Annotated in this window: 22 protein-coding genes; 14 read left to right on the top strand and 8 right to left on the bottom strand. The window is 61.6% G+C overall.

All coding sequences use genetic code 11. From position 1 onward, the window contains the following. Positions 1-6: 6 nt before the first annotated feature. The 9 genes from ACEK02_RS25815 to ACEK02_RS25775 all read left to right on the top strand — a co-directional run bounded on the left by ACEK02_RS25815 (position 7) and on the right by ACEK02_RS25775 (position 8,878). A complete protein-coding gene (locus ACEK02_RS25815) occupies positions 7-1,662 on the top strand; it encodes a nitrite/sulfite reductase (protein ID WP_371424343.1) in 1,656 nt (551 codons plus the stop codon). Next, positions 1,649-2,161, top strand: coding sequence for a DUF934 domain-containing protein (locus ACEK02_RS25810; protein ID WP_371424342.1), 513 nt, complete (start codon positions 1,649-1,651; stop codon positions 2,159-2,161). Before ACEK02_RS25815 ends, ACEK02_RS25810 begins: the two co-directional genes overlap by 14 nt. A gap of 207 nt (positions 2,162-2,368) precedes the next feature. Next, positions 2,369-3,358: a sulfate ABC transporter substrate-binding protein gene (locus ACEK02_RS25805; protein ID WP_371424341.1), complete on the top strand. Its 990-nt coding sequence runs from the start codon at positions 2,369-2,371 to the stop codon at positions 3,356-3,358. 66 nt (positions 3,359-3,424) lie between these two features. Then, positions 3,425-4,261, top strand: a complete 837-nt coding sequence (gene cysT / locus ACEK02_RS25800) for a sulfate ABC transporter permease subunit CysT (protein ID WP_371424340.1) — start codon at positions 3,425-3,427, stop codon at positions 4,259-4,261. Between the two features lie 6 nt (positions 4,262-4,267). Next, a complete protein-coding gene (gene cysW / locus ACEK02_RS25795; RefSeq protein WP_371424339.1) occupies positions 4,268-5,161 on the top strand; it encodes a sulfate ABC transporter permease subunit CysW in 894 nt (297 codons plus the stop codon). Continuing rightward, the gene (locus ACEK02_RS25790; RefSeq protein WP_371424338.1) at positions 5,151-6,191 is read left to right on the top strand and encodes a sulfate/molybdate ABC transporter ATP-binding protein; all 1,041 of its coding nucleotides are present in this window, start codon (positions 5,151-5,153) and stop codon (positions 6,189-6,191) included. Before cysW ends, ACEK02_RS25790 begins: the two co-directional genes overlap by 11 nt. A gap of 83 nt (positions 6,192-6,274) precedes the next feature. Next, on the top strand, positions 6,275-6,784 hold the full coding sequence (locus tag ACEK02_RS25785; RefSeq protein WP_371424337.1) for a CAP domain-containing protein: 510 nt from the start codon (positions 6,275-6,277) through the stop codon (positions 6,782-6,784). A gap of 115 nt (positions 6,785-6,899) precedes the next feature. Then, positions 6,900-8,090: a DUF3734 domain-containing protein gene (locus ACEK02_RS25780; RefSeq protein WP_371424418.1), complete on the top strand. Its 1,191-nt coding sequence runs from the start codon at positions 6,900-6,902 to the stop codon at positions 8,088-8,090. Further along, on the top strand, positions 8,090-8,878 hold the full coding sequence (locus ACEK02_RS25775; protein WP_371424336.1) for a 3-hydroxybutyrate dehydrogenase: 789 nt from the start codon (positions 8,090-8,092) through the stop codon (positions 8,876-8,878). Before ACEK02_RS25780 ends, ACEK02_RS25775 begins: the two co-directional genes overlap by 1 nt. A gap of 41 nt (positions 8,879-8,919) precedes the next feature. Here ACEK02_RS25775 and ACEK02_RS25770 read toward each other — a convergent pair whose 3' ends face one another. Continuing rightward, positions 8,920-10,296, bottom strand: coding sequence for a flippase (locus ACEK02_RS25770; RefSeq protein WP_371424335.1), 1,377 nt, complete (start codon positions 10,294-10,296; stop codon positions 8,920-8,922). A gap of 114 nt (positions 10,297-10,410) precedes the next feature. Continuing rightward, positions 10,411-11,238 carry a protein-disulfide reductase DsbD domain-containing protein gene (locus tag ACEK02_RS25765; RefSeq protein ID WP_371424334.1) on the bottom strand — a complete coding sequence of 276 codons (828 nt, stop codon included), beginning with the start codon at positions 11,236-11,238 and terminating at the stop codon, positions 10,411-10,413. Positions 11,239-11,390: 152 nt separating this feature from the next. Between ACEK02_RS25765 and ACEK02_RS25760 the strand changes: the two genes are divergently transcribed. Then, positions 11,391-12,029 (top strand): YqgE/AlgH family protein, encoded by a 639-nt coding sequence (locus ACEK02_RS25760; protein WP_371424333.1) that lies wholly within the window; start codon positions 11,391-11,393, stop codon positions 12,027-12,029. A 131-nt stretch (positions 12,030-12,160) separates the two neighbouring features. Here the strand turns inward: ACEK02_RS25760 and ACEK02_RS25755 are convergent, their stop codons facing one another. Beyond that, on the bottom strand, positions 12,161-15,037 hold the full coding sequence (locus tag ACEK02_RS25755) for an EAL domain-containing protein (protein WP_371424332.1): 2,877 nt from the start codon (positions 15,035-15,037) through the stop codon (positions 12,161-12,163). A gap of 123 nt (positions 15,038-15,160) precedes the next feature. Then, positions 15,161-16,156, bottom strand: a complete 996-nt coding sequence (locus ACEK02_RS25750; RefSeq protein WP_371424331.1) for an NAD(P)H-quinone oxidoreductase — start codon at positions 16,154-16,156, stop codon at positions 15,161-15,163. Positions 16,157-16,264: 108 nt separating this feature from the next. Between ACEK02_RS25750 and ACEK02_RS25745 the strand changes: the two genes are divergently transcribed. The 3 genes from ACEK02_RS25745 (at position 16,265) to ACEK02_RS25735 (ending at position 18,710) form a co-directional block, all read left to right on the top strand. Next, positions 16,265-16,459, top strand: coding sequence for a DUF1192 domain-containing protein (locus ACEK02_RS25745; RefSeq protein ID WP_371424330.1), 195 nt, complete (start codon positions 16,265-16,267; stop codon positions 16,457-16,459). A 566-nt stretch (positions 16,460-17,025) separates the two neighbouring features. Further along, positions 17,026-17,538: a DUF1465 family protein gene (locus ACEK02_RS25740; RefSeq protein WP_371424329.1), complete on the top strand. Its 513-nt coding sequence runs from the start codon at positions 17,026-17,028 to the stop codon at positions 17,536-17,538. A gap of 86 nt (positions 17,539-17,624) precedes the next feature. Then, positions 17,625-18,710: an acyltransferase family protein gene (locus ACEK02_RS25735; RefSeq protein WP_371424328.1), complete on the top strand. Its 1,086-nt coding sequence runs from the start codon at positions 17,625-17,627 to the stop codon at positions 18,708-18,710. A 230-nt stretch (positions 18,711-18,940) separates the two neighbouring features. Here the strand turns inward: ACEK02_RS25735 and rpmE are convergent, their stop codons facing one another. Then, a complete protein-coding gene (gene rpmE, locus ACEK02_RS25730; protein WP_089265403.1) occupies positions 18,941-19,171 on the bottom strand; it encodes a 50S ribosomal protein L31 in 231 nt (76 codons plus the stop codon). Between the two features lie 211 nt (positions 19,172-19,382). Between rpmE and ACEK02_RS25725 the strand changes: the two genes are divergently transcribed. Next, positions 19,383-21,245 carry an ABC transporter ATP-binding protein/permease gene (locus ACEK02_RS25725; protein WP_371424327.1) on the top strand — a complete coding sequence of 621 codons (1,863 nt, stop codon included), beginning with the start codon at positions 19,383-19,385 and terminating at the stop codon, positions 21,243-21,245. Between the two features lie 19 nt (positions 21,246-21,264). On the opposite strand, the gene ACEK02_RS25720 is transcribed toward ACEK02_RS25725, so the two are convergent. Genes ACEK02_RS25720 through ACEK02_RS25710 form a run of 3 tightly spaced genes read right to left on the bottom strand, consistent with a single transcriptional unit; the run spans position 21,265 to position 23,761 of the window. Continuing rightward, positions 21,265-21,711, bottom strand: coding sequence for a GNAT family N-acetyltransferase (locus ACEK02_RS25720; protein ID WP_371424326.1), 447 nt, complete (start codon positions 21,709-21,711; stop codon positions 21,265-21,267). Positions 21,712-21,715: 4 nt separating this feature from the next. Beyond that, on the bottom strand, positions 21,716-22,747 hold the full coding sequence (locus ACEK02_RS25715; RefSeq protein WP_371424325.1) for a peptidoglycan -binding protein: 1,032 nt from the start codon (positions 22,745-22,747) through the stop codon (positions 21,716-21,718). A gap of 3 nt (positions 22,748-22,750) precedes the next feature. Beyond that, complete coding sequence (locus ACEK02_RS25710; protein ID WP_371424324.1) at positions 22,751-23,761, bottom strand: flagellar motor protein MotA; 1,011 nt, start codon at positions 23,759-23,761, stop codon at positions 22,751-22,753. Positions 23,762-24,078 lie beyond the last annotated feature (317 nt).

Genomic DNA, 24,078 nt, shown 5'->3' with positions numbered 1-24,078 from the left:
CGAACTATGTATGCTTATGATGAAATCGATCGCACGCTGATCAACGAGCGTGTCTCGGAATTCCGCGATCAGGTGAAGCGCCGTCTCGCAGGTGAACTCACCGAAGACGAGTTCAAGATGCTGCGGTTGATGAACGGCGTCTATCTTCAGCTTCACGCCTATATGTTCCGCGTCGCCATTCCCTATGGCACGCTGTCATCGCCGCAACTGCGCAAGATGGCCCATGTGGCGCGACGCTATGACCGCGGCTATGGCCACTTCACTACGCGGCAGAACATCCAGTTCAACTGGATCAAGCTCGCCGATCTGCCGGATGCGCTGGAAGATCTCGCTTCGGTCGGCATCCACGCCATGCAGACCTCGGGCAATTGCATGCGCAATGTCACCACCGACCAATGGGCCGGCGTTGCGCCGGGCGAGATTGAGGATCCACGAATCTGGGCGGAATTGCTGCGGCAGTATTCGACCATGCATCCGGAGTTCTCGTTCCTGCCGCGTAAGTTCAAGATTGCGATCACGGCGTCGGCCCATGATCGCGCGGCGATCAAGGTGCATGACATCGGGCTGCGGATTCACAAGAACGGGGCCGGGGAGACCGGCTTCGAAGTGCTGGTCGGCGGTGGCCTCGGCCGCACGCCGTTCATCGGCAAGGTGATCAAGCCGTTCGTGCACGGCCGCGACATTCTGAGCTATGTCGAGTCCATCCTGCGCGTCTACAACCAGTACGGCCGCCGCGATAACATCTACAAGGCGCGCATCAAGATTCTCGTCCACGAACTCGGCATCGAGAAATTCGCAGCCGAGGTCGAGGACGAATGGCTGGCGACGCGCGACAGCGCGCTGGCGCTGGACAACGAGGTTGTCGAGGATATTCGCTCGCGCTTCAGCTATCCGCATTATCAGACGCTTTCCGATACGCCGGATGAGCTGACGGCGGCCTCCGCTGATCCGCATTTTGCGCGCTGGCTCAATAACTCGGTCGCACCGCATCAGCGGACCGGGTACGCCATCGTCACGCTATCGTTGAAGCCGGTAGGCGGACCTCCTGGCGATGCCACGGCCGACCAGATGGATGCGGTCGCCGATCTCGCCGACAAATATTCCTTCGGCGAAATCCGCGTTGGCCATGAGCAGAACCTCGCGCTGCCCAATGTTGCCAAGCGCGACCTGCCGGCGCTGTGGCGGCAGCTCGACAAGCTCGGTCTTGCGACGCCGAACGTGAATCTGGTTACGGACATCATCGCATGCCCTGGCCTCGACTACTGCTCGCTGGCCAATACGCGTTCGATCCCGATCGCGCAGGAGCTGACGCGACGCTTTGCCAATCACGATCTCGCCGAGCTGATCGGCCGGCTGCATATCAACATCTCCGGCTGCATCAATGCCTGCGGTCATCACCATGTCGGCCATATCGGCATTCTCGGCGTGGAAAAGAATGGCGAGGAATTCTTCCAGATCACGATCGGCGGCCGTGCCGACGAGCATGCCGTGGTCGGTACGCTGATCGGGCCGGCAGTGCCTTTTGCCGAGGTCGCTGACGTCATTGAGGATATCGTCGAGGCCTATCTGGCACTGCGTGCCCGGCCGGACGAATTGTTTGTCCAGACTGTCGAACGCCTCGGCGTCGAGCCGTTCAAGGAGCGCGTTTATGCCACTCGTTAAGCAAGGCAAGATTGTTGCCGACAGCTACACCCACGTGGCCGACGACAGCGAAATTCCGATCGAAGGTCCGGCGCTGATTCCGGCTGCGCGGTTCCTTGCCGATCCTGAAGCGCTGGTCGCGCGCAACAGCCCGACCGGCGTGATTTGGCCGAACAACCGGGATCCCGAGGACCTGCTGCCCTGGATCGGCAAGCTCGCCGTCGTCGCGCTGGTTTTCCCGACGTTCCGCGACGGCCGCGCCTACAGCCAGGCGCGCCTGTTACGCGAGCGTTACAAGTTCAAGGGTGAATTGCGTGCCACGGGACAGGTGCTGCGTGACCAGTTCGTGATCATGCTGCGCGCCGGATTCGATTCGTTCGAGGTGAAGAAGGATGCCGACGCGGAAGCCTTCGCGGCAACTGTGAAGCGGTATTCGGTGTTTTATCAACCGACCGGTGACGGTCGCATCACGGCATTGCATCAGCGCATGCAATTGCGGCATTCGGAGAGCGCGCGCTAATTCGCCGCATTCCAACGGCTCTCGCGCCGTTAGGTGATGACAAATTGCTGGCTCGCGATACGGTATCCGTACGAAGGCATATTCATAGCACATTGCTGCCGTCATGCCGCCAACATTGGAAACTGGTTTCGTTGACTTGGCGGTGCTTCTTCAAGATTTTGCCCCGACCTCATAACGATCGTGTTGTCAGGTTGGATGGAGATCAAAATGGTCCGTCGTATTCTTCCCGTCATTGCGGGTCTCTTAATTGCAACATCGGCGCACGCGGCAGATGTTTCGCTGCTTAACGTGTCGTACGACCCGACGCGCGAGCTCTATGTCGATTTCAACAAGTCCTTCGCGGCGTCCTATCAGAAGGAAACCGGCAAGAGCATCGAGATCAAGCAGTCGCATGGCGGCTCGGGCGCGCAGGCGCGCTCTGTGATCGATGGCCTGCAGGCCGATGTGGTCACGCTCGCGCTCGCCTATGACATCGACGCCATCGCGAACAAGGGCTTGCTGGCCAAGGACTGGCAGAAGCGTCTGGCGCAGAATTCGTCGCCCTATACATCGACCATCGTGTTCCTCGTGCGCAAGGGTAACCCTAAGGGCATCAAGGACTGGGACGATCTGATCAAGAGCGGCGTCAGCGTCATCACCCCGAATCCGAAGACCTCGGGCGGCGCGCGCTGGAACTATCTCGGCGCCTGGGGCTACGCGCTGAAGAAATACGGATCGCAGGACAAGGCGAAGGAATTCGTCGGCAATATCTTCAAGAACGTTCCGGTTCTCGACACGGGCGCGCGCGGTTCGACCATCACATTCGTCCAGCGCGGCGTTGGCGACGTGCTGCTGGCCTGGGAGAACGAGGCCTATCTCGCACTTCAGGAATTCGGCAAGGACAAGTTCGAGATCGTGGCTCCGTCGCTTTCAATTCTGGCCGAGCCCCCGGTCGCCGTTGTGGATACCGTTACCGATAAAAAGGGCACCAAGGCTGCCGCCGAGGCCTATCTGAAATACTGGTACACCAAGGAAGGTCAGGAGATCGCCGCGCGCAATTTTTACCGCCCGCGTGACGCCGATATTGCTAAAAAGCACGAGGCATCCTTCGCCAAGGTTGATCTGTTCACGATTGACGACGTTTTCGGAGGTTGGACCAAGGCGCAGAGCGAGCACTTTGCCGATGGCGGCGTGTTCGACAAGATTTACAAGAACTGACCGTTCGCAGCGAAACACTCGGGCCGGCACGCCGGCCTGAGGCTTTTATCAAAGCAAGGGGACATTGTGAGCGCGGCACCTAAACGAAGTGCGTTGCCGGGGTTCGGCCTGAGCATGGGCCTGACCCTGACATGGCTGTCGCTCTTGATCCTGATTCCGCTAGCCGGATTGTTCGTCAAGACGATGGATCTCAGCCTCGCGCAATTCATCGACACCGTCACCAGCAACCGCACGCTACACGCGCTCAAGATCTCATTCGGATTGGCCTTCGCGGCTGCGCTGGTCAATCTGGTCGCTGGCCTGGTTATCGTCTGGGCACTGGTGCGCTACCGCTTTCCCGGTCGCCGGTTGTTTGATGCCATCGTCGATATCCCGTTCGCTTTGCCGACCGCAGTTGCCGGCATCGCGCTCACGACGTTGTTTGCGCAGAACGGATGGCTCGGCGCGCCGCTCGCGTCGCTCGGCATCAAGGTGGCGTTCACGCCCCTCGGTATTTTTCTGGCAATGGTTTTCATCGGTATTCCGTTCGTGGTGCGGACGGTGCAACCCGTCCTCATCGATCTCGATGTCGAAATCGAAGAGGCTGCCCTCTGTCTCGGTGCGTCTCGCTGGCAGACCATCACCCGCGTCATCATTCCCAGCCTGACGCCGGCCATTCTCACCGGGTTCGCTCTGGCGTTCGCCCGCGCTGTCGGTGAATATGGCTCCGTCATCTTCATCGCCGGCAATCTTCCGAATGTGTCGGAGATCGCGCCGCTCCTGATTGTCATCCGGCTGTCGGAATTCCGCTATGCCGATGCGACGGCGATCGCAGTGGTGATGCTGGTCGTCTCGTTCCTCATCATCTTCCTGCTCAATCGGCTGCAGCGCTGGGCGCAGACCCGCGCGCTGGCCGTGAGTTGACCTGACATGACCATTACAATTATCAATTCCCCAGTCACCGTGGAGCGCGCCCAGTCAGTGGCACGACATGATCCGCATACCGAACCATGGCTCGTGCGCGGGATCATTATTGGCGTTGCGGTGACGTTCCTGACGGTCTTCGTCGTGTTGCCGCTGATTCTGGTGTTCTCGGAGGCCTTGTCCAAGGGCGTCGGGTTCTATCTGTCGGCTCTGGCAGATTCCGAGGCGCTCGCAGCCATCTGGCTGACGCTGATCACGGCGGTGATCTCGGTCAGCCTCAATCTGGTATTCGGCGTTGCCGCCGCCTGGGCGGTGGCCAAATTCGAATTCAGGGGCAAGACCTTGCTGGTCACCCTGATCGACCTGCCATTCTCCGTCAGCCCCGTTATCTCCGGTCTGGTTTTCGTGCTGCTGTTCGGTGCGCAGGGTTTCTTCGGGCCATGGCTGATGTCGCATGGCATCAACATTCTGTTTGCCGTACCGGCGATCGTGCTGGCGACCACCTTCGTCACCTTCCCGTTCGTCGCCCGGGAATTGATCCCGCTGATGCAGGAACAGGGATCGCAGGAGGAAGAGGCGGCGATCTCGCTGGGGGCGAGCGGCTGGCGCACCTTTATCGTGGTGACGCTGCCCAATATCAAATGGGGCCTGCTCTACGGCGTGCTGCTGTGTAATGCGCGCGCCATGGGTGAGTTTGGCGCGGTTTCGGTGGTGTCGGGTCACATTCGCGGCGAGACCAACACCATGCCGCTGCTGGTGGAAATCCTGTATAATGAATATCAACTGGTGGCGTCTTTCGCGATCGCGTCACTGCTGGCTCTGCTGGCGCTCTTGACGCTGATCGCAAAGACCATCCTCGAAGGCCAGATCGAAGAAGGACAGCCGCCCCGTGACGATTGAAGTTCGGAATATCGTAAAGCAGTACGGTGCCTTCAAGGCGCTGGATAATGTCGACCTCCGGGTCGCGGATGGTGAGTTGCTTGCGTTGCTCGGACCGTCGGGTTCCGGCAAGACGTCGTTGCTGCGCATTATCGCAGGGCTTGACTGGCCGGATGCCGGCGAAGTCTCGTTCGACGGCGAGAACGCATTGGCGCGCGGCGCCGGCGAGCGTCATGTCGGTTTCGTATTCCAGCACTATGCGCTGTTCCGCCATATGAGCGTGTTCGAGAATGTCGCCTTCGGCCTTCGCGTGCAGCCGCGCGCCGTGCGCAAGAGCGAAGCGCAGATCCGCGCACGGGTGAAGGAGCTTCTCGATCTCGTGCAGCTTGACTGGCTCGCCAATCGCTATCCGAGTCAGCTCTCGGGCGGCCAGCGGCAGCGTATTGCGCTGGCGCGCGCGCTCGCCATCGAGCCGCGCATTCTGCTGCTCGACGAGCCGTTTGGCGCCCTCGATGCCAAGGTACGCAAGGAATTGCGCCAGTGGCTGCGTACGCTCCACGAGGAGATCCACGTCACCTCGATCTTTGTCACGCATGACCAGGAGGAGGCGCTCGAAGTCGCCAACCGCGTGGTGGTGATGGACAAGGGCAAGATCGAACAGATCGGTACGCCTGGCGACGTTTACGATAATCCGGCGACGGCTTTCGTGCACTCATTCATAGGTGAATCGATCGTGCTTCCGGTCGATGTAAATGGCGGCCAGGTGAGGCTCGGCCATCGCCCGCTCAACATCGACGCGGGTGGTGCCGTCGGTCCCTCCAAGCTGTTTGTTCGTCGTCACGACATGCAGATCGGTCCGGTCGGCGAGGGGGCCCTCGAAGGCACCGTGCGCCGCGTCCGCACCTTCGGCCCGATCCAGCGCGCCGATATCGCCCTGTCCGGCGACGATACGCTGGTGGAAATCGATGCCCCGCGGGACCGCCCGCTCAGCACGGGTGATGCAATCAGCCTGCAGCCACGGCGCTACCGGATCTTTGCCGGGCAGGAATGACAGGGCTGCCTAAAAGCGCTGCCTGTTCACCTTTCAGCCACGGTTGGTGTGCAACAACGGCCCCTTGATTTGGGGGATTGCCGATGAAGCGGGTGGCTCTGGCCAGTCTGGGATTTCTGTTACTGGCAGGGTGCGCGGGGACCGTCGATACCGTGCCGGACCAGCCCACTATGTATCTCAGCATGGCCAATGGCGGCGCCAAGCTCGATCCTGTTGCCGCGGCCTCCATGATCTCGCTGTACCGGCAGAACAACGGCCTCGGGCCGGTTGTGGTCGATCCCGCATTGATGGCGCTGGCGGAAGACCAGTCCACCGCCATGGCGAAAAAGAACAAGCTCGACCACGACGTCAAGGCACCGTTGGCCAAGCGTCTGAATGCCGGCGGCTATCCGGCGACCTTGGCGGTCGAGAACGTCTCGGCCGGCTATCACACCATGGCCGAGGCCTTTTCGGGGTGGCGGGATTCGCCCCCCCATCGGGCCAATATGCTGAAGTCCGGTGTCACAAAACTGGGCATCGCGGCGATCTATGCTCCCAACACCAAATATAAGGTGTTCTGGACCATGATTCTGGCTTCGACGGATTCCAAATAGCCTTTCAGGATAGCCGAAGCGTGATGGTGCGCTGCGCCATCTGTGATTGACGCCGCGGCACGGGAACGCCACGGTACGGTTACCGTCGCCGATATGATCGAGTGGTCCCATGGGTATGTCCGATCAGCCTCAATCCAGCGCTACCAGCAAGCCTGCTGAAGCCAGGCGTGTGCTGGTTCTGCAGGGCGGCGGCGCGCTTGGCTCCTATCAGGCCGGCGCCTATGAAGCGCTGTGCCATCACGATTTCGAGCCGGAATGGGTCGCTGGCATCTCCATCGGTGCCATCAACGCGGCGATCATCGCGGGCAACGAGCGCGACAAGCGGATCGGCAAGCTCAAAGAATTCTGGGAGATGGCGGCATCGCCGGTGCCCTGGAGCCCGCTGCTGACGGATGACCGCGCGCGCTCTTATTTCTACGAGGCAGGCGCCGCTGTCATTGCCACATTCGGCGTGCCAGGCTTTTTCGTGCCGCGCATTCCGCCTGCGCCGCTCTGGCCGCCGGGCAGTCCGCAGTCGCAGAGCTTTTACGACACCGCGCCGCTGAAGGCGACGCTGGAACGGCTGGTCGACTTTGATCGTCTCAACGATTGCAAGACCCGGCTGAGCGTCGGCGCCGTGAGTGTCACGACCGGCAATTTCACCTATTTCGACAACACGCTGTTCAAGAAACTTGGCAAGAAGATCGAGCCCGAACACATCATGGCCTCCGGCGCGCTGCCGCCGGGCTTTCCGTCGATCGTGATCGATGGCGAGCATTTCTGGGATGGCGGCATCGCCTCCAACACACCGCTGGATTTCGTACTGGATGACGTCACCAGCGATCTGCTGATCTTTCAGGTCGATCTGTTCAGCGCGCGCGGGCCATTGCCGCAGTCGATCCTCGAAGCGCAGGAACGCGAAAAGGACATTCGCTATTCCAGCCGCACCCGCATGAATACCGACAAGAACAAGAAGATCCATAACATCCGCAAAGCGCTGCGTGACCTGATTGGTAAATTGCCGGCAGAACTGAAACAGGATGCCGGCGTGGCGCTGTTGTCGGAAGCCGCGAAGGAAAATACCGTCACGGTGGTGCATCTGATCTATACGAGCAAGAATTACGAGTCGTCGTCGAAGGACTACAATTTCTCGCGCATCGGCATGGTCGAACATTGGGGCGCCGGCGAGCGCGACGTATTCCTCTCCATGCGCCACAAGGATTGGTTCGAGCGGCCGCAATCCGATGAATCGATGGTGACATACGCCCTCACCGCCGACGATTACAATGATCTTCCGCAGCAGTTGACGTCCAACAGGAGCAAGTAATGGCTAATCTCACAGGCAAGACCGCCGTCGTCACCGGTTCGACCAGCGGCATTGGCCTCGCTTATGCGCGCGCTTTCGCAAGCGCAGGCGCCAATATCGTGATCAACGGCATGGGCGCGCCTGCTGACATCGAGAAGGAACGCGCGGCGATCGAGAGCGATTTCAAGGTCAAGGCGATCCATTCAGCGGCCGATATGACCAAGCCGGCCGAAATTGCCGACATGATCGCGCTCGGCGAGAGGACCTATGGATCGGTCGATATTCTCGTCAACAATGCGGGCATCCAGTTCGTGTCGCCGATCGAGGAATTCCCGATCGAGAAATGGGATGCGATCATCGCGATCAATCTTTCGTCCGCATTCCACGGCATCCGGGCCGCTGTGCCCGGTATGAAGAAGCGCGGCTGGGGCCGCATCATCAATACCGCATCGGCGCATTCGCTGGTCGCCTCGCCATTCAAGTCGGCCTATGTCTCCGCCAAGCACGGCATTGCCGGCCTGACCAAGACGGTGGCGTTGGAAGTGGCTACCCACAAGATCACCTGTAATTGCATCTCGCCTGGCTATGTCTGGACCCCGCTGGTGGAAAAGCAGATCCCCGACACCATGAAGGCGCGCGGACTGACCAAAGAGCAGGTCATCAACGACGTGCTGCTGGCTGCCCAGCCGACGAAGGAATTCGTGACGTCCGAGCAGGTTGCGGCATTGGCGCTGTTCCTGTGCGGTGACGATGCCGCACAGATCACCGGGACCAACCTGTCGATCGATGGCGGCTGGACCGCGGAGTAGGTTTGCTTCCTGACCTCCTCCTGCCTTGCAGGGGGAGGTCGTCAGGCGCCTTGTTTCCCGAAGGCGAGTACGTGCAGTCCAAGCCGCTGTCGCACGATCCAGAACAGCAGGATCGTCTCGAATGTCAGCGCGATCGAGGTTGCTGCGGCGGCGCCATGACCGCCGAATTTCGGCACCAGCACGAGACATAGAACCAGATTCATGACGAAGGCCGACGCGTAGGCCACGGCGCAAATGTGCTGATGGCCGAGCATGTTGAGCAGCCGCTCCACCGGACCGATGGCGGCGCGCACCACGAGGCCGATGGCGGCGATGAACATGATGTCGTAGCCGCTGGTGAATTGCGGGCCGAACAGCCAGAGCAGCGGCTTGCCCAGAGCAAGCAGGATCAGCGTGGCCGCGAGCGACGGCCAGAACGTCCACTTGATGGCATGCGTCACATAGGCCGCGAGGCGGTCCTTGTCGCCAGCGGCGTGATATTCGGTGAAGCGATGCGCCGTTGTCGCCGACATCGCGTAGTGAATGAACGACACCAGCGCCAGGGTCTTCACCACAGCGAAGTACACGCCGACCTCGTCCGATGAGACGAACTGCTGCAGCACCAGCACATCGGTATAGGACAGCAGCAGATAGAAGCTCTCGACCAGCAGGATCGGCAACGACACCGCAAGCCAGCCGCGATAGTCATACGCTTTCGGGCCAGGTTCGATATGCGTGTGAAGCCGGCGGTTGAGCACGATCATCTGGCCGATCATTGCGACCCACACCGCTGCGACGCTCGCCAGCATCGCGATGGTGGCGCCGAGCCTGAAGCCGAGCGTGAATGCGCCGGCGGTGAAGCCGATGATGAGCGCCTGACGAACAATGAATTGCGGCATCAGACCGAGACGCATCCAGTCATGCGAGCGCGCAATGCCATCCTGCGTGTTGGCGACGACGAAGGCCGGCAGCGTCAGGCAGCCGAGATAGAGCGGCACCACGGTGTCGGCATCGATCCATGGCGAGATGAGTTTGACGAGGCCCGCGAGCAGCAGCGAGACGATCACCGAGACGATGCCGGTCATCCAGCGGCTGCCTGAGAGAAAGCCGCGCAGCCGCGCGTGGTCGCCCCTGGCGCGATACTCCGGGATGATCTTCTGGGCTGAGGCGGCGATGCCGAAATCCATCATCGAGCCGAGGAGCAAAACCCAGGTCCAGACATAGACATAGATGCCGTAATCCGACGTACCCATCCAGCGCGCCAGCAGGATCTGCGAGAAGTAAGCGAGGCCGGCCGAGATGACGCGGATGAGGAAGATGGTGCCGGCGAGGCGGCGTGTCAGTGAGGCATCGCCTGAACCGGTGAACAGCGCGCGCAGCCTCGCCTTGAGGCTGGCGGGCTGGGTTGCGTGTGCGGAGTTTGCGTCCATCACGGCCACGACAAGGTCCTCAGCCGCAGACGCGCGGCAGTGGTCTGGCGTAGCAAGTAGTCGTTAACATCCGGTTGGATGGAGGTGCGCAGGTTGCGCCGAGCAGGTTACACGCCCGCCGTGTCAGGGCAGGCTGACGTTGAATTCGTAGGCGCGGTCGTTGCCGACCAGAGTCAGTTTAAGGGCCGCGCCATCGGTCGTGGCGCCGGGCGGCACGCCATCGAGTTCGAAGCTGAAGCGCTTCACGCCCGGTGGGCTGTTGGCCTCGAGTTTGGGGACCGGCAGCGCCCATTCCGGCGTCGGGCCCTCGACGAACAGGTTGGGCTCGCTGCCTTCGGGCGCAACGACGTCGACGACCACATTTTTGCCCTCGCGCTTGATGTCGCGGACCGTGAGCGGATTGGCGTGGCCCATGGTTGCCGGCTTCGGCACCGTATCCAGCGCCGCAGTCAGGGCGCCGTCTTCGGTGCTGGCCACGCTGGTAAAAGCGAGCTCGGCATTGGCTTCGACCGGGATGCAGAGCTTGTCGCAGACCGCGTAATTGATCGCCGCACGGAGAATCACCGGCTTGCCTGGGTCCTTGGCGATGATCCGCATCGGCAGCAGCACCTGTTTTACATAGCCCAGCGAGAGGCCACCGGCCCCGTCCTCGAACTTTTTCGGCGCCGGCCAGAGGATGGTGACGGTATCCAGATTGTCCGACTTGGAGAAATCGAAGCGTGGCGGTACCCCGGAATCGCCGGGAGTGCGCCAATACGTGTGCCAGCCGGGCTGCAGCTGGATCGCGATACCGCCCAGCATGACCGGACCGCTACGCGAGCCTGCCACAAGCCTGATCTGCGAATGACTGTCTTGCTGCCAAGGTGAGGTGTCCTGCGCCTGCGCGCTGCATGTCAGGAGCAGGCCCGCGGCGCAGACAGCGACAATGTGATGCGGAACAGATGTGGTCATCGGGCGTCCTTACAGGGTGAGCCTGTCATAAAGCCAAACCTGTCTTAAGCTACTGAACTGCTTGTGATCCGGTTTTCGTGAGTTGCGGAAGGTTGATTGACAGAACCCACACCCAATATCAGGATGAGCAAGTAAATGAGAGCGGTTTGCTAATGGAACCCACTCGCAAGCGACCGCGGAAAAGCCGCGCGAAATCCAGCGTCGGCGACACCGGCAACTACCTCGACGGGCAGTTGCTGATTGCGATGCCTGTGATGGAAGACGAGCGCTTCGCCCGTTCAGTGATTTATGTCTGTGCGCATTCGTCGGAAGGTGCCATGGGCATCATCGTGAACCGGCCCGCGGGGAGCATCGATTTCCCGGAATTGCTGGTTCAATTGGATATCATCGAAAAGTCCGACGACATCAGGCTCCCGGAAAGCGCCGAAAGCATGAAAGTGCTGAAGGGCGGTCCGGTCGAGACCGGCCGCGGTTTCGTGCTGCATTCCAGCGATTTCTTCATCAAGGATGCGACTCTGCCGATCGACGATGGCGTCTGCCTGACGGCGACCGTGGATATCTTGCGCGCCATCGCCAGTGGTGATGGACCCAAGCACGCGATCCTCGCGCTGGGCTATGCCGGCTGGGCGCCGGGTCAGTTGGAAGACGAAATCCAGGGCAATGGCTGGCTGCATTGCGCGGCTGATGAGGATCTCATCTTCGGCGGCGATGTCGAGGAGAAGTACATCCGGGCTCTGCAGAAAATCGGGATAGCGCCGGGCATGTTGTCGGCCGAGGCCGGGCACGCCTGACGCCACCAGCACAGCGATCATAGCTTGCTGCAGGGTGGGCAAAGGCGCGCAGCGTCGCGCTCACCAATTCTTCTGCGACATGGAAAAGCCTGGGCGGGCTTCGTTGTGCCCACTTACGAGAAACTAGATCGTCAGCTTGCCGCTTCCAGCCGCTCTTCTGTCAGCATCCGCATCGCCGCATCCGCATCCATGGGTTCGCCAAAGGCGAAGCCTTGGGCGTATTCGCAGCCGAGCTGATACATCTCCACCGCATCCGAATCCGTCTCCACGCCCTCGGCGACGACGTCCATGCCGAGGTCGTGGGCCATGGCGATGATCGACTTCAGGATCACCGGGCGGGTGCCCCGTGAGGTGGTGCGGACGAAGGACTGGTCGATCTTCAGCGTGTCGAACGGGAAGCGCTGCAGGTAGGACAGGGACGAATGGCCGGTGCCGAAGTCGTCGAGCGAAAGACCTGTGCCGAGTTCGCGGATCCGGTGCAGCATCTGGGCCGCATGTTCCGGATTTTCCATCACCAGCGATTCCGTGAGTTCGAGCTTCAGCGTGCCACGGGCCACGGATGAGCGTGACAGCACGGTACGGATGTCATGCAGGAGGTCGTGGCGCAGCAGCTGCCGCGAGGAGACGTTGACGCTGGCAAAAATGGGCTCGCGCGAGCGCATCGCGCGCTGCCAGATGGCGAGCTGCCGTGCGGTCTGGTCCATCACGAACATGCCGAGATCGATGATCAGGCCGATCTCCTCGGCGATGGCGATGAATTCCGAGGGCGACATGCGGCCGAGCTTGGGATGATCCCAGCGTGCCAGCGCCTCGAAACCGGCGATGGAGCGATCTTCCAGCCGTACGATCGGCTGATACAGAATGGTGATTTCCTGGCGCTCGATGGCGCGGCGCAGTTCGGATTCGAGCGTCAGGCGATCCGTTTTGCGGGCGCGCATCGCCGGTTTGTAGACGTCGATACGGTCGCCACCGATCCGCTTCGAATGATACATCGCAAGCTCGGCGTCCTTGATCAACTCGTCGGTGAGCGGCGCGGCAGGATCGCTCAGGGCGAGACCGATCGAGGCGGTCAGGAAGATCTCGCGGTCGTTGAAGGCGATCGGCGCGCGGATGGTCTTGCGGATGGTTTCGGCAAAGGCGGTGATCTTCGCCGGGTCCTGCTCGGACATCAGGATCAGGCCGAACTGGTCGCCGGCGAGGCGGGCCAGTGTGTCCTGCGGCTTGAGGATACGGGTGAGGCGGCGGGCCAGCGTCAGCAGGATCGAATCGCCGACGGCGATGCCGACGGAATCGTTGACCTGTTTGAAGCGGTCGAGGTCGATCACCATGATGGTCGGCCGCATGGTCGGCACGGTCTTGGAGAAGTTTGCGACGGCGTTGAGGCGGTCGATGAACAGCTTGCGGTTCGGCAGGCCGGTCAGATTGTCATGCACCGAGTCGTGCAGCATGCGCTCTTCGGCATTCTTCATCTCGGTGACGTCGGTGAGTGTGCCGACCACGCGGGACACTTCGCCGTCGGAGCCGACCACCGGGCGCGCTTTCAGCGCAAACCACATGAAGTGACCATCGGGGGTGCGCAGGCGGAAATCCTGCACGAGACGGCCGCGGCGCTGGTCGAGAACGCTGTCGAGTGCCGCCCGGAAGCGATCCTGATCGAGCGGATGCAGCACTTCCAGCCAGCTTGCGGCCGGGCCTTCCAGCGTGCCGCGCTTGAGGCCAAGCAGCGCTTCGGTCTCGGGACTGGTGAACACCTTGTCGGCCGAGACGTCCCAGTCCCAGATCAGGTCGCCGGAGCCGGTCAGTGCCAGCGCGCGGCGCTCCACGTCCGAGACGATGCCATTGGTGGCGCCGCCACCGGCGAAGGCGTGCTGCATGACAGTGAAGCCGATCAGCATCACGATCAGTACGAGGCCACCCAGCAGCGCCGGGCCGACGATGTCGTTGGTGACGCTGCCGGCGACGGTCATGCCCGCGGCGACGACCCATACCACCAGCAGGAACCAGGTGGGGATCAGCAACACCGCGCGGTCGAAGCCATGGGTCGAGAGATAGACGATCAGCCCAAAGCCGGCGAAGGCGATCAGCACCAGCGAAATGCGCGCGATGCCAGAGGCTACCGCAGGATCGAACAGCGCCAGGCCGACAAGCGAGCCGAGAAAGGCCAGCCAGCCAAGCGTGATGTGCGAGTAGCGCACATGCCATCGACTGAGATTGAGATAGGCGAACAGAAACACCAGCAGCGTCGCCGCCAGTATCGCTTCGCCCGAGGCGCGCCAGACGCGTTCTGCGCCCGACGACATGTCCAGCACCTTGCCCCAGAAGCCGAAATCGACACCGATATAGACCAGCACGGCCCAGGCCAGTGCCGCGGCGGCGGGGAACATGATGCTGCCCTTCACCACGAACAGGATCGTCAGCACCAGTGCCAGCAGGCCGGAGATGCCGATGACGATGCCCTGATAGAGCGTGAAGGAGTTGACCTTGTCCTTGTAGGCTTCCGGCTCCCACAGATAGAGCTGCGGCAGCTTGTTGGTGCGCAGTTCGGCGACGAAGGTGATGACGGCGCCGGGATCGAGTGTGACGCGGAAGATGTCGGCGGTGGCGCTGTCCTGACGCTCCGGACGGTCGCCGGTGGACGGCGTGATGGTCGCGATGCGCGACAGGCCGAGATCGGGCCAGAGCAGGCCGGACGACACGATGCGATAATGCGGCGCGACGATCAGGCGATCGAGCTGGTCATCAGTATTGTTGGCGAGCGCGAACACCACCCAGTTCTGGCCGGCTTCGCGGCCGCGCACTTCGATGCGGCGAACGATGCCGTCGGTGCCGGGCGCGGTGGAGACCTGGATGCGGTCGGTGTCGCTGTGCTGATATTCGAGGATCGCTGTGAGGTCGATTGCAGGCGCGTCACCGCGGACGCTGACAGCGTCAACAGCCCGTGCCGGTGCTGCGGCAACAGCAATCATGAGGCCGAGCGCGAGGGGCGCGAGCCACCTGATCAAACGCAATGTCATTCTCCGCGATCAACAAAACATCGACCCTGCGTCACGCAGAAGCAGGGTCATTTCCCGACGCGCGATAAATGACATGAAAGCGAGATAAATCAAAGGGTTTCCGGCTGTTCTCCAGCCTTAAACGACCAACACAATTTTGCCAATATGTGCGCTGGTTTCCATGCGTTTGTGCGCGTCTGCAGCCTTTTCCAGCGGGAAAGTGCTGTCCATCAGGGGTTTGACCTTGCCGGCCTTGAGCAGCGGCAGGACATTGGCCTCGATCGCTTTGACCATGGCGGCCTTGTCGGCATTGGTGCGCGGGCGCAGGGTCGAGCCGGTATAGTGCAGCCGCTTCACCATGATCTTGGCGGCATTGATGGTGGCTTTCGGGCCGTTCAGCACGGCGATCTGCACGATGCGGCCATCGACGGCGGCGGCGTCGAAGTTTTTCTCCACATAGTCCGCGCCCACCATGTCGAGGATCAGCTCGACGCCGGTCTTGGTGATCTCCTTGACGCGCTCGACGAAATCCTCGGTCTTGTAGTTGATGGCGTGATCGGCGCCGAGCTTGAGGCAGGCGTCGACCTTGTCCTGCGAGCCGACGGTGACGATCACCTTGGAGCCGAGCGCCTTGGCGAGCTGGATCGCCATGGTGCCGATGCCGGAAGAGCCGCCGTGGATCAGCACGGTCTCGCCGGGCTGCAGTCCGCCGCGTTCGAACACATTGTGCCAGACGGTCATCAGGGTTTCGGCGGTGGCGCCGGCTTCTGTCATCGAGAAGCCTTCGGGGACCGTCATCGCCTGCGCGTCCTGGGCGATGCAATATTGCGCGTAGCCGCCGCCGGCGACCAGCGACATCACCTTGTCACCGAGCTTGTGTTTGGTGGCGCCCTCGCCGAGGGCAACAACTTCACCGGAGATTTCGAGGCCTGGCAGATCGCTGGCGCCGGGCGGTGGCGGATAGGAGCCGGAGCGTTGCGCGACGTCCGGGCGGTTCACGCCAGCGGCTGCGACCTTGACCAGGATTTCGCCGGGACCGGGCTTCGGAACGGGGCGTGTTTCGGGGATCAGCACCTCGGGGCCGCCCGGTTTGCTGATACCAACGACGGTCATTTGCGTGGGCAGCTTTTCCATGATTTGTCCTTGCGGCGTGCGAGATGTCGACTGGCGATCTGATTAAACAGCCGGATCAACGCTGGCAACATCGGTATATCTTTGAACTTGAGACGGGGAGGGCCCCAAATGGCGATCGACGACGACGATAACAAACCGAAAAAGAAGGTCAGCCACGAGATCGGGCAGGACCTTTCGCTGCTATCGGTCGAAGAACTCGCCGACCGGATCGCGCTGCTCAATGCCGAGATCTCGCGGCTGCAATCGAGCATGACCCTGAAGCGCGCGACGCGCGATGCGGCGGATCGCTTTTTCAAGTCGTGACGGGCTATTGAACGGCGCTCCTGCCTCTCTGCCGTCATTGCAGGTCAAGGAAGCTGCCCTGCAGCTTTCCTCGTGGCGAAGCGACGCGGCAATTCAGACGCGATATGCGAAGAAAGACTTGCCTCGCTCCGCTGGCAATGACCGACCAGAGATCTGCGGAATACCACTGATGCTTCCTTCAATCACGATTCCGACATCGTCTCATTCCGGGACAGGTTGCGATGCTTCGCATGGCAAACGGATCGTGAAGAAAGCCCTCGCATTTACGCGCAATTAAGCTTTCTCGCATATTACTTAAATTGTCCTTGTTTGGACACCGAGTGGCTCCTGTCCACTCTGTTTGACGCCTCCCTGTTATCAACTTTAAAGCCGCCGGAAACGGCGGCTCTTTTTTGGTACGCATGTCCTCTTTTGGGGCGGTCGCGATCATTAAATCGCGTTAGAAACCATAAATACTTCTTTAATTTTACGCCGCTGGACTCTCACGCACGCACGCGTAATGATTTGTTCATCATAAGCCCGCCGCTCAGAGCTGGCTGCGAAACCATTTGCGTGAGGCGTTAACTATGTCGGATCGTTTGCACAGCGAACCCGCTCTCGTTCAGTTCAGCGAGCGGCTGACCAATTCTGCCGCCTTCGGCGCCTTGTTTCGCGAGGGGATGGATCTGGTCGAGGAGACCGCTGCCTATCTCGACGGCGTCGGCCGTAACGAGGCCAAGGCGCTGGATCGCTCCGTCAGCCTGACCTACGCCACCGAAAGCATGCGCCTCACCACGCGCCTGATGCAGCTTGCCTCATGGCTCTTGCTGCACCGTGCGGTGAAGGAAGGCGAGATGACGCTGACCCAGGCCAATCGTGAAAAGACCAAGGTGAAGCTCAGCGCCGCCGATCCGAGCCCCGAAGAGATGCTGCTCAAACTGCCCGAGCAGCTGCAGATCCTGATCGCGCGTTCGATGGTGCTGCAGACCAAGGTTCGACGTCTCGACCTCTCGATCCATGCCGCGACCACCACGCATGCCCCGATCGGCAATCCGCTGGTGCCGCAGCTCAATCGCCTGAAGGCTGCGTTCGAGCGCTGATCGCGCGTCCCTCACATTCCTGAACGCTGTTCCTCGCTCGCCGCTCATGCGCTAGACATGAGCCAAGCGAAGCGGGGGCATTGGCCATGGCGGACGATATCAGGGCATTGACGGGGGTGCGCGGCGTCGCAGCCGCTGTCATCGCCGTGTATCATTTCGGTGACGTGCAGCTCGCAACCGGCGGCACCGGTTCATTCTTCCGCATCGCCTACGGTTATCTGCTGGTCGACCTGTTCTTCATGCTGTCAGGCTACGTGATGGCGCTGACCTATCGCGACGCGTTCCTGCATCTCACCGGCAAGGCGTTCGCCCACTTCATGTTGAAACGGGTCGCGCGGCTGTACCCGGCCTATTTCATCATCGGGTTGTTCTATGTCGCCAAGATCGCGGCTGGTCTGTCAGGTGAGACGCTGGAGATGTATTCAGCCTGGGACTGGACCGGCAATCTGCTGATGATGTCCGGCTGGGGGCTCTATATTTTTCCGATCATCGGCGTCGCCTGGGCGGCGAGCGCGGAGATGGGCTCCTATCTGCTGCTGCCAATCCTGATGGCTCTTACCCAGCGCTGGAGCAAATGGATTGCAGGACTTGCGGTGATCGCGGCGCTGCTCGGCATCTATGCGGTGAGTGTCAGTGGCCGCGGGTCGGGCGGACCGCTCGATGTGGTCAACGGCAATTCGCTCTATCCGATGCTGCGCGCAGTAGCGGGATTCACGCTGGGCCTTGCGATCTTCCGCTTTGGTGGCCTCGTCGATCGCCTGTCGGCAACCGTGCAGGATGGTCTGGTCATCGCGCTTCCACTTGCCATCATCGCCGTTGGCCTGGCCGATGCCAGCGATCGCCTGATGTATCTGCTGTACATCCCGCTGGTCGCGGTCCTGTCGCGCGACGGACGGATGGCACAGCTGCTGTTTGGCAACGCGCTGGTTTATCGACTCGGCATCATCTCCTATTCGATCTACCTGATCCATCCACTGTTCGTGAGCTTCGCGATCAAGACCTGGCGGCATTTCGGCCAGGCCGATAGCGTCTATATCGCTGCGTCGCTGGTCTGTTTCGCCATCATCTGGGCTCTGGCGGAAGTGAGCTATCGTTTCATCGAGATGCCCGGGCGCAACTGGATCACGCAGCGGTTCATCCCGCGGAGAAGCGACGTTCCAGCGAAGGCATAAGCCCGCCGGCGATGCAGCGAGCGGCGCGATGCCGCAGACCCTGGTCCATTCGTTCGGATATCGCCGCCAAACTGTCCGCAAATGTGAACGATACCACTGGCTGGCGCACTTTATTGGACGGGCAGCGGAGGCGGTTTTGAGGTACCGGCGTGGCGAAGGTCGGCCGACAACGAAAAACGCCCCTGCGGGCTGCAAGGGCGTTTTGAAAGCAGTCAGAAGATCCGGAAGGATCAGTCTTCCTTCTTGAGGAAGCCCGAGAACTTCTTCTGGAAGCGCGACACGCGGCCACCGCGGTCGAGAAGCTGGGTGGTGCCGCCGGTCCATGCCGGATGCGACCGCGGATCGATGTCGAGGTTCAGCTTGTCGCCTTCCTTGCCCCAAGTGGAGCGGGTCTGATACTCGGTACCATCGGTCATAACGACCGTAATGTTATGATAATCCGGGTGAATTTCGGCTTTCATGACGGTTCCTTCGGCGCGCCGGCGCCTGAATCTCTGTGATTTCGATGGCGGATTTGGCCGCTCTATATCGCAGGAACGTGCAGGAGACAAGGACTCCCGTTGTGGATCATTGTCCCCGGACAATTTGCCCTTTGGAAGTTGACCTAGGTCATTTGCCTCAGGGCCCGCTCCGGCCTATCTCAGGGCAACGCAAGAACGGTTATAAACAATCATGAGTGCAGTCGAACGGCTTGAGACCCTCCGCGCGGCCAAGCCGCCGCTTCCGCAGCTGGATTCCGTGCTTCCGGAGCCGTCGCTGGCGGACACCGTCGTGAAGATCCCGGTACAACCCAGCCGAGCCAAATTGCGCCCGCTGCTGGCGCTGGCGCCCTATGTGGCGCGGTATCGCGGACGCGCGCTTCTGGCGCTGGTGTCGCTCACCATTGCGGCTGTGACCACGCTCGTCGTGCCTGTGGCGGCAAGGCGGATGATCGACTTCGGCTTCAGCCCCGAAGGCATCGCGATGATCAACAACTATTTCAGCGTCATGATCGCTGTGGTGGTCGTGCTCGCGCTGGCCAGTGCGGCCCGCTACTACCTTGTCATGACCATCGGCGAGCGCATCGTCGCCGATCTGCGTCGCGACGTGTTCCAGCATCTCACCGCCCTGTCGCCGTCCTTCTTCGATACCTCGCGATCCGGCGAACTGGTGTCGCGGCTCACGGCCGATACCACGCAGATCAAGTCGGCGGTCGGCGCGTCCGTATCCATCGCCTTGCGCAACCTCGTGCTGTTTCTCGGCGCCGCCGCCATGATGGTGGTCTCGAGCCCCAAGCTTTCCGGCTTCGTGTTGGCCGCGATCCCGCTGATCGTGATCCCGCTGGTGGCCTTCGGTCGCTGGGTGCGGCGTCTGTCGCGCAATGCGCAGGATACGCTGGCGGAAGCCTCGGCCTATGCTGGCGAACTCGTCGGCTCGATCCGCACTGTGCAGGCCTATACCAACGAGCAGCTGGCGAATGCACGCTTCGGCAAGGAGGTCGAGCAGGCCTATGAGGCCGCCCGCGGCTCCACCCGTGCGCGCGCCGTGCTGACTGCGATCATCATCTTCATCGTGTTCTCCAGCGTGGTCGGCATTCTGTGGGTCGGCTCGCACGATGTTCTGACGGGGTCGTTGACACCCGGCCGGCTCGGCCAGTTCGTGCTCTATGCGGCGTTTGCGGCCTCCAGCCTCGGCCAGCTCAGCGAAGTCTGGGGCGAGATCTCGGCTGCGTCGGGCGCAGCCGAGCGCCTGTTCGAAATTCTCAACGTCAAATCCGCCGTGGTCGCTCCGGCGTCGCCGCGGTCATTGCCGCAGCCTGCGCGCGGCGACGTCGTGTTCGACAATGTCTCCTTTGCCTATCCGACCCGGCCGGAGATTCTGTCGGCGGCTGGTGTATCGCTGTCGGTGAAGGCCGGCGAGAAGGTCGCCATCGTCGGCCCGTCGGGCGCCGGCAAGAGCACGCTGTTTCATCTGCTGCTGCGCTTCTACGACCCGAAGGGTGGTGCCATCTCCGTCGATGGCGTGCCGATCCGCGAGGCCGATCCGTGCGAGCTGCGCAAGCGCATCGCATTGGTGCCGCAGGATTCCGTGGTTTTCGCCGCAACGGCCCGCGAGAATATCCGCTTCGGTCGTCCTGATGCGACAGATGCTGAAGTCGAGCACGCTGCATCGCTGGCGCATGCCACCGAATTCATCCGCCGCCTGCCGGATGGTTTTGACGCGCAGCTCGGTGAACGCGGCGTAACGCTGTCAGGCGGCCAGCGCCAGCGTATTGCGATTGCCCGCGCCATCCTGCGCGACGCACCGCTGCTGCTGCTCGATGAAGCAACCTCTGCTTTGGACGCGGAATCCGAGACGCTGGTGCAGACTGCTCTGGAAGAGTTGATGAAGCACCGCACCACGCTGGTGATCGCCCATCGCCTCGCCACCGTACTGTCCTGCGACCGTATCCTCGTCATGGATCATGGCCGCATCGTCGAGCAGGGCACGCATGCGTCGCTGGTCGCGGCGAACGGGCTTTATGCACGATTGGCGAGGTTGCAGTTCGGGGTGTGAGTCGGAGCAACCGCTCCGGTCACGGCTTCCATTTCATCAGGTCGACGGCACGGCCAGACGTGTTCACCTCGTCGCCCGTTTTGACGAAGCCGTTGCGTGCATAGAACTTGATCGCGCGAGCATTGTCGGCATTGACCTTGAGCGTCACGCCGCCGGGCGACAGCCGTTTGGCGTCATCGACCAGCAGGCGAGCAACATTCGTTCCCCATTTGGCCGGGCTCACCACCAGTTGGTCGAGATAGCCTGACGCGTCGATGGTGACAAAGCCGACCATCGCGCCGTCCTGTTCCGCAACCACGATCTGCGTTGCGGGTACCAGTTCGGTGCGCCATCGGTTGCGCCACCAGTCGACGCGGGCGTCGAAATTGATCGAGGGATAGGCCTGCCGCCATGTCTCCAGCCACAAGGTGATGGAAGCGTCTTCATCGCTCTCGCGATAGGGGCGTAACTCGAATGCCTCAGACATGCCCTCAGCGCTCGGTGAGCTTGAGTTCGATGCGGCGGTTGCGCTTGTACGCTTCTTCGGTCTGCGCCGTATCCAGCGGCTGGTTTTCGGCGAAGCCGGCGGCGACGAGGCGCTGCGCGGGCACGCCAAGCGAGATCAGATACTGCACGACAGAGATCGCACGCGCGGAGGACAATTCCCAGTTCGATTTGAACAGCGGACTGTTGAGGATCGGCCGCGAGTCGGTGTGGCCGTCGACGCGCATGACCCAGGCGATTTCCGACGGGATCTGCTTGTCGAGTTCAATGAGCGCGCTGGCGACCTTGTCGAGTTCGGCGCGGCCTTCCGGCAGCAATAGCGCCTGGCCGGCGTCGAAAAAGACTTCCGACTGGAATACGAAGCGGTCGCCGGCGACGCGAATGTCCGGGCGGTTGCCGAGGATGGCGCGCAGGCGTCCGAAGAATTCTGAGCGATAGCGCGACAGCTCCTGAACGCGCTGTGCGAGCGCGACGTTGAGGCGCTGGCCGAGATCGACGATGCGGCCCTGCGATTCCCTGTCCCGCTTCTCGGACGCTTCCAATGCTTCTTCGAGTGCCGCAAGCTGACGGCGGAGTGCGGAGATCTGCTGGTTCAGCACCTCGACCTGCGCCAGTGCGCGAGCCGAGAGTTGCTTTTCGGAATCCAGTGCCTTGTTGAGCTCGGTGTTACGGCCTGCGGCATCGGAGCCGGCACCGGCGAGGCCGTCATACAGGCCCTTGATCCGGTCGCGCTCCGATTCCGCGGCGGACAGCCCGGCGCGCATCTGCGAGAGCTGTTCGTCGAGATTGAGCTTGCCGAGCTTCTCCAGCGACAGCAGATCGTTCAACTGAGCCAGCTTGGCGGTAAGCTGCTCCAGCGCCTTGTCCTTGCCGGTGACTTCCTGCGACAGATAGAATTGCACCACGAGGAAGATCGACAGCAGGAAGACGATCGCGAGCACCAGCGTCGACAGTGCATCGACGAAGCCCGGCCAGTAGTTGAATTCGGAAGAGCCGCGGCGATTGCGTGCCAATGCCATGGATCAGTTCTTCTCAGGTTGGCGAGCGATGTGTTCCAGCAGCTTCTTGATCTCGCGGCTCTGCTCGCCCTGGCCATCGGCCCATTCGCGGATCATTTCCTGCTCGCTGCGCATATGCGCAACGAGGCTTTGGATCGCGTCGGCGAGATTGGCCATGGCGGTGGTCGTGCCACGGTTGTTGTTGCCGTCCTCGATGGAGCGACGCAGGCGCTCGATGGCATCCTGCAACTCGGCCGGCGTGCCCGATGAGGTAACGGGGGCTGTCTCGCCGGAATATTCCTTCACGGTGGAAGCGAGCCAGTCTTCCAGATCCGTATAGAAGCGGTTCTGCGCCTGGCTGGATTGCAGATCGAGGAAGCCGAGGATCAGTGATCCGGCGAGACCGAACAGCGAGGACGAGAACGAGATGCCCATGCCGGCAAGCGGCGCGGCGAGGCCTTCCTTCAGCGTGTCGAACAGCGAACCTGCATCGCCGCCGACCTTGAGGCCCTCGATCACCTTGCCGACGGAGCCAACGGTCTCGATCAGGCCCCAGAAGGTGCCGAGCAGTCCGAGAAACACCAGGAGGCCGGTCATGTAGCGTGAGATGTCGCGGGATTCGTCCAGGCGCGTCGCGATGGAGTCGAGCAGATGCCGCATGGTCTGCTGCGAGATGGTCATGCGGCCGGTGCGCTCGCCGCCGAGGATCGCGGCCATCGGCGCCAACAGGGTCGGGCGACGGTCCAGCGCGAGGCCGGGATCGGAAATGCGGAAACTGTTGACCCAGGAGACTTCCGGATAGAGCCGGATCACCTGCCTGAACGACAGGATAATGCCGATCAGAAGCACGGCACCGATCAGTGCGTTGAGCCCCGGATTGGCGAAAAAGGCGAGCACGATCTGCTTGTAGAGCACGGTCATGATCAGACCGCACAGAACCAGAAACACCAGCATCCGAACCAGGAATATCCGGGGCGATGACAGCTTGGTCAGTTCGATCTCCATCGCGGAGCGGGACGAGGGGCCTGGCGCCATGTGCGGATCATCTGCATGCGAGAAAAGGTTCGGCGGGCAATATGGCACAGCCTCGCGACAAAAAAAGATCGGATACTGCCGGAATCCACGATGTCACCGGGAACTTCCGGTTGAAACCCGGCCTGATCTGCCACGTTTTTGCAAAAGACCTTGCTGAGCCGTTTACGGGACCCCGCATGACGTTGCGATACTTGCACGCGCTGCCGGCCATTGCGGTCCCGCTCTCGGGTCTGATGTCGCTTGCCGGGCGGGTGCTGGCTCTAGCCGTGGATGGCACCGCAATGTCGCAACTCCCCGCATCGCCGCTGCATCGAACC

Source organism: Tardiphaga sp. (assembly GCF_041424195.1).
Classification (GTDB): Bacteria; Pseudomonadota; Alphaproteobacteria; order Rhizobiales; family Xanthobacteraceae; genus Tardiphaga.
This window is presented reverse-complemented; position numbering and strand designations above follow the sequence as displayed.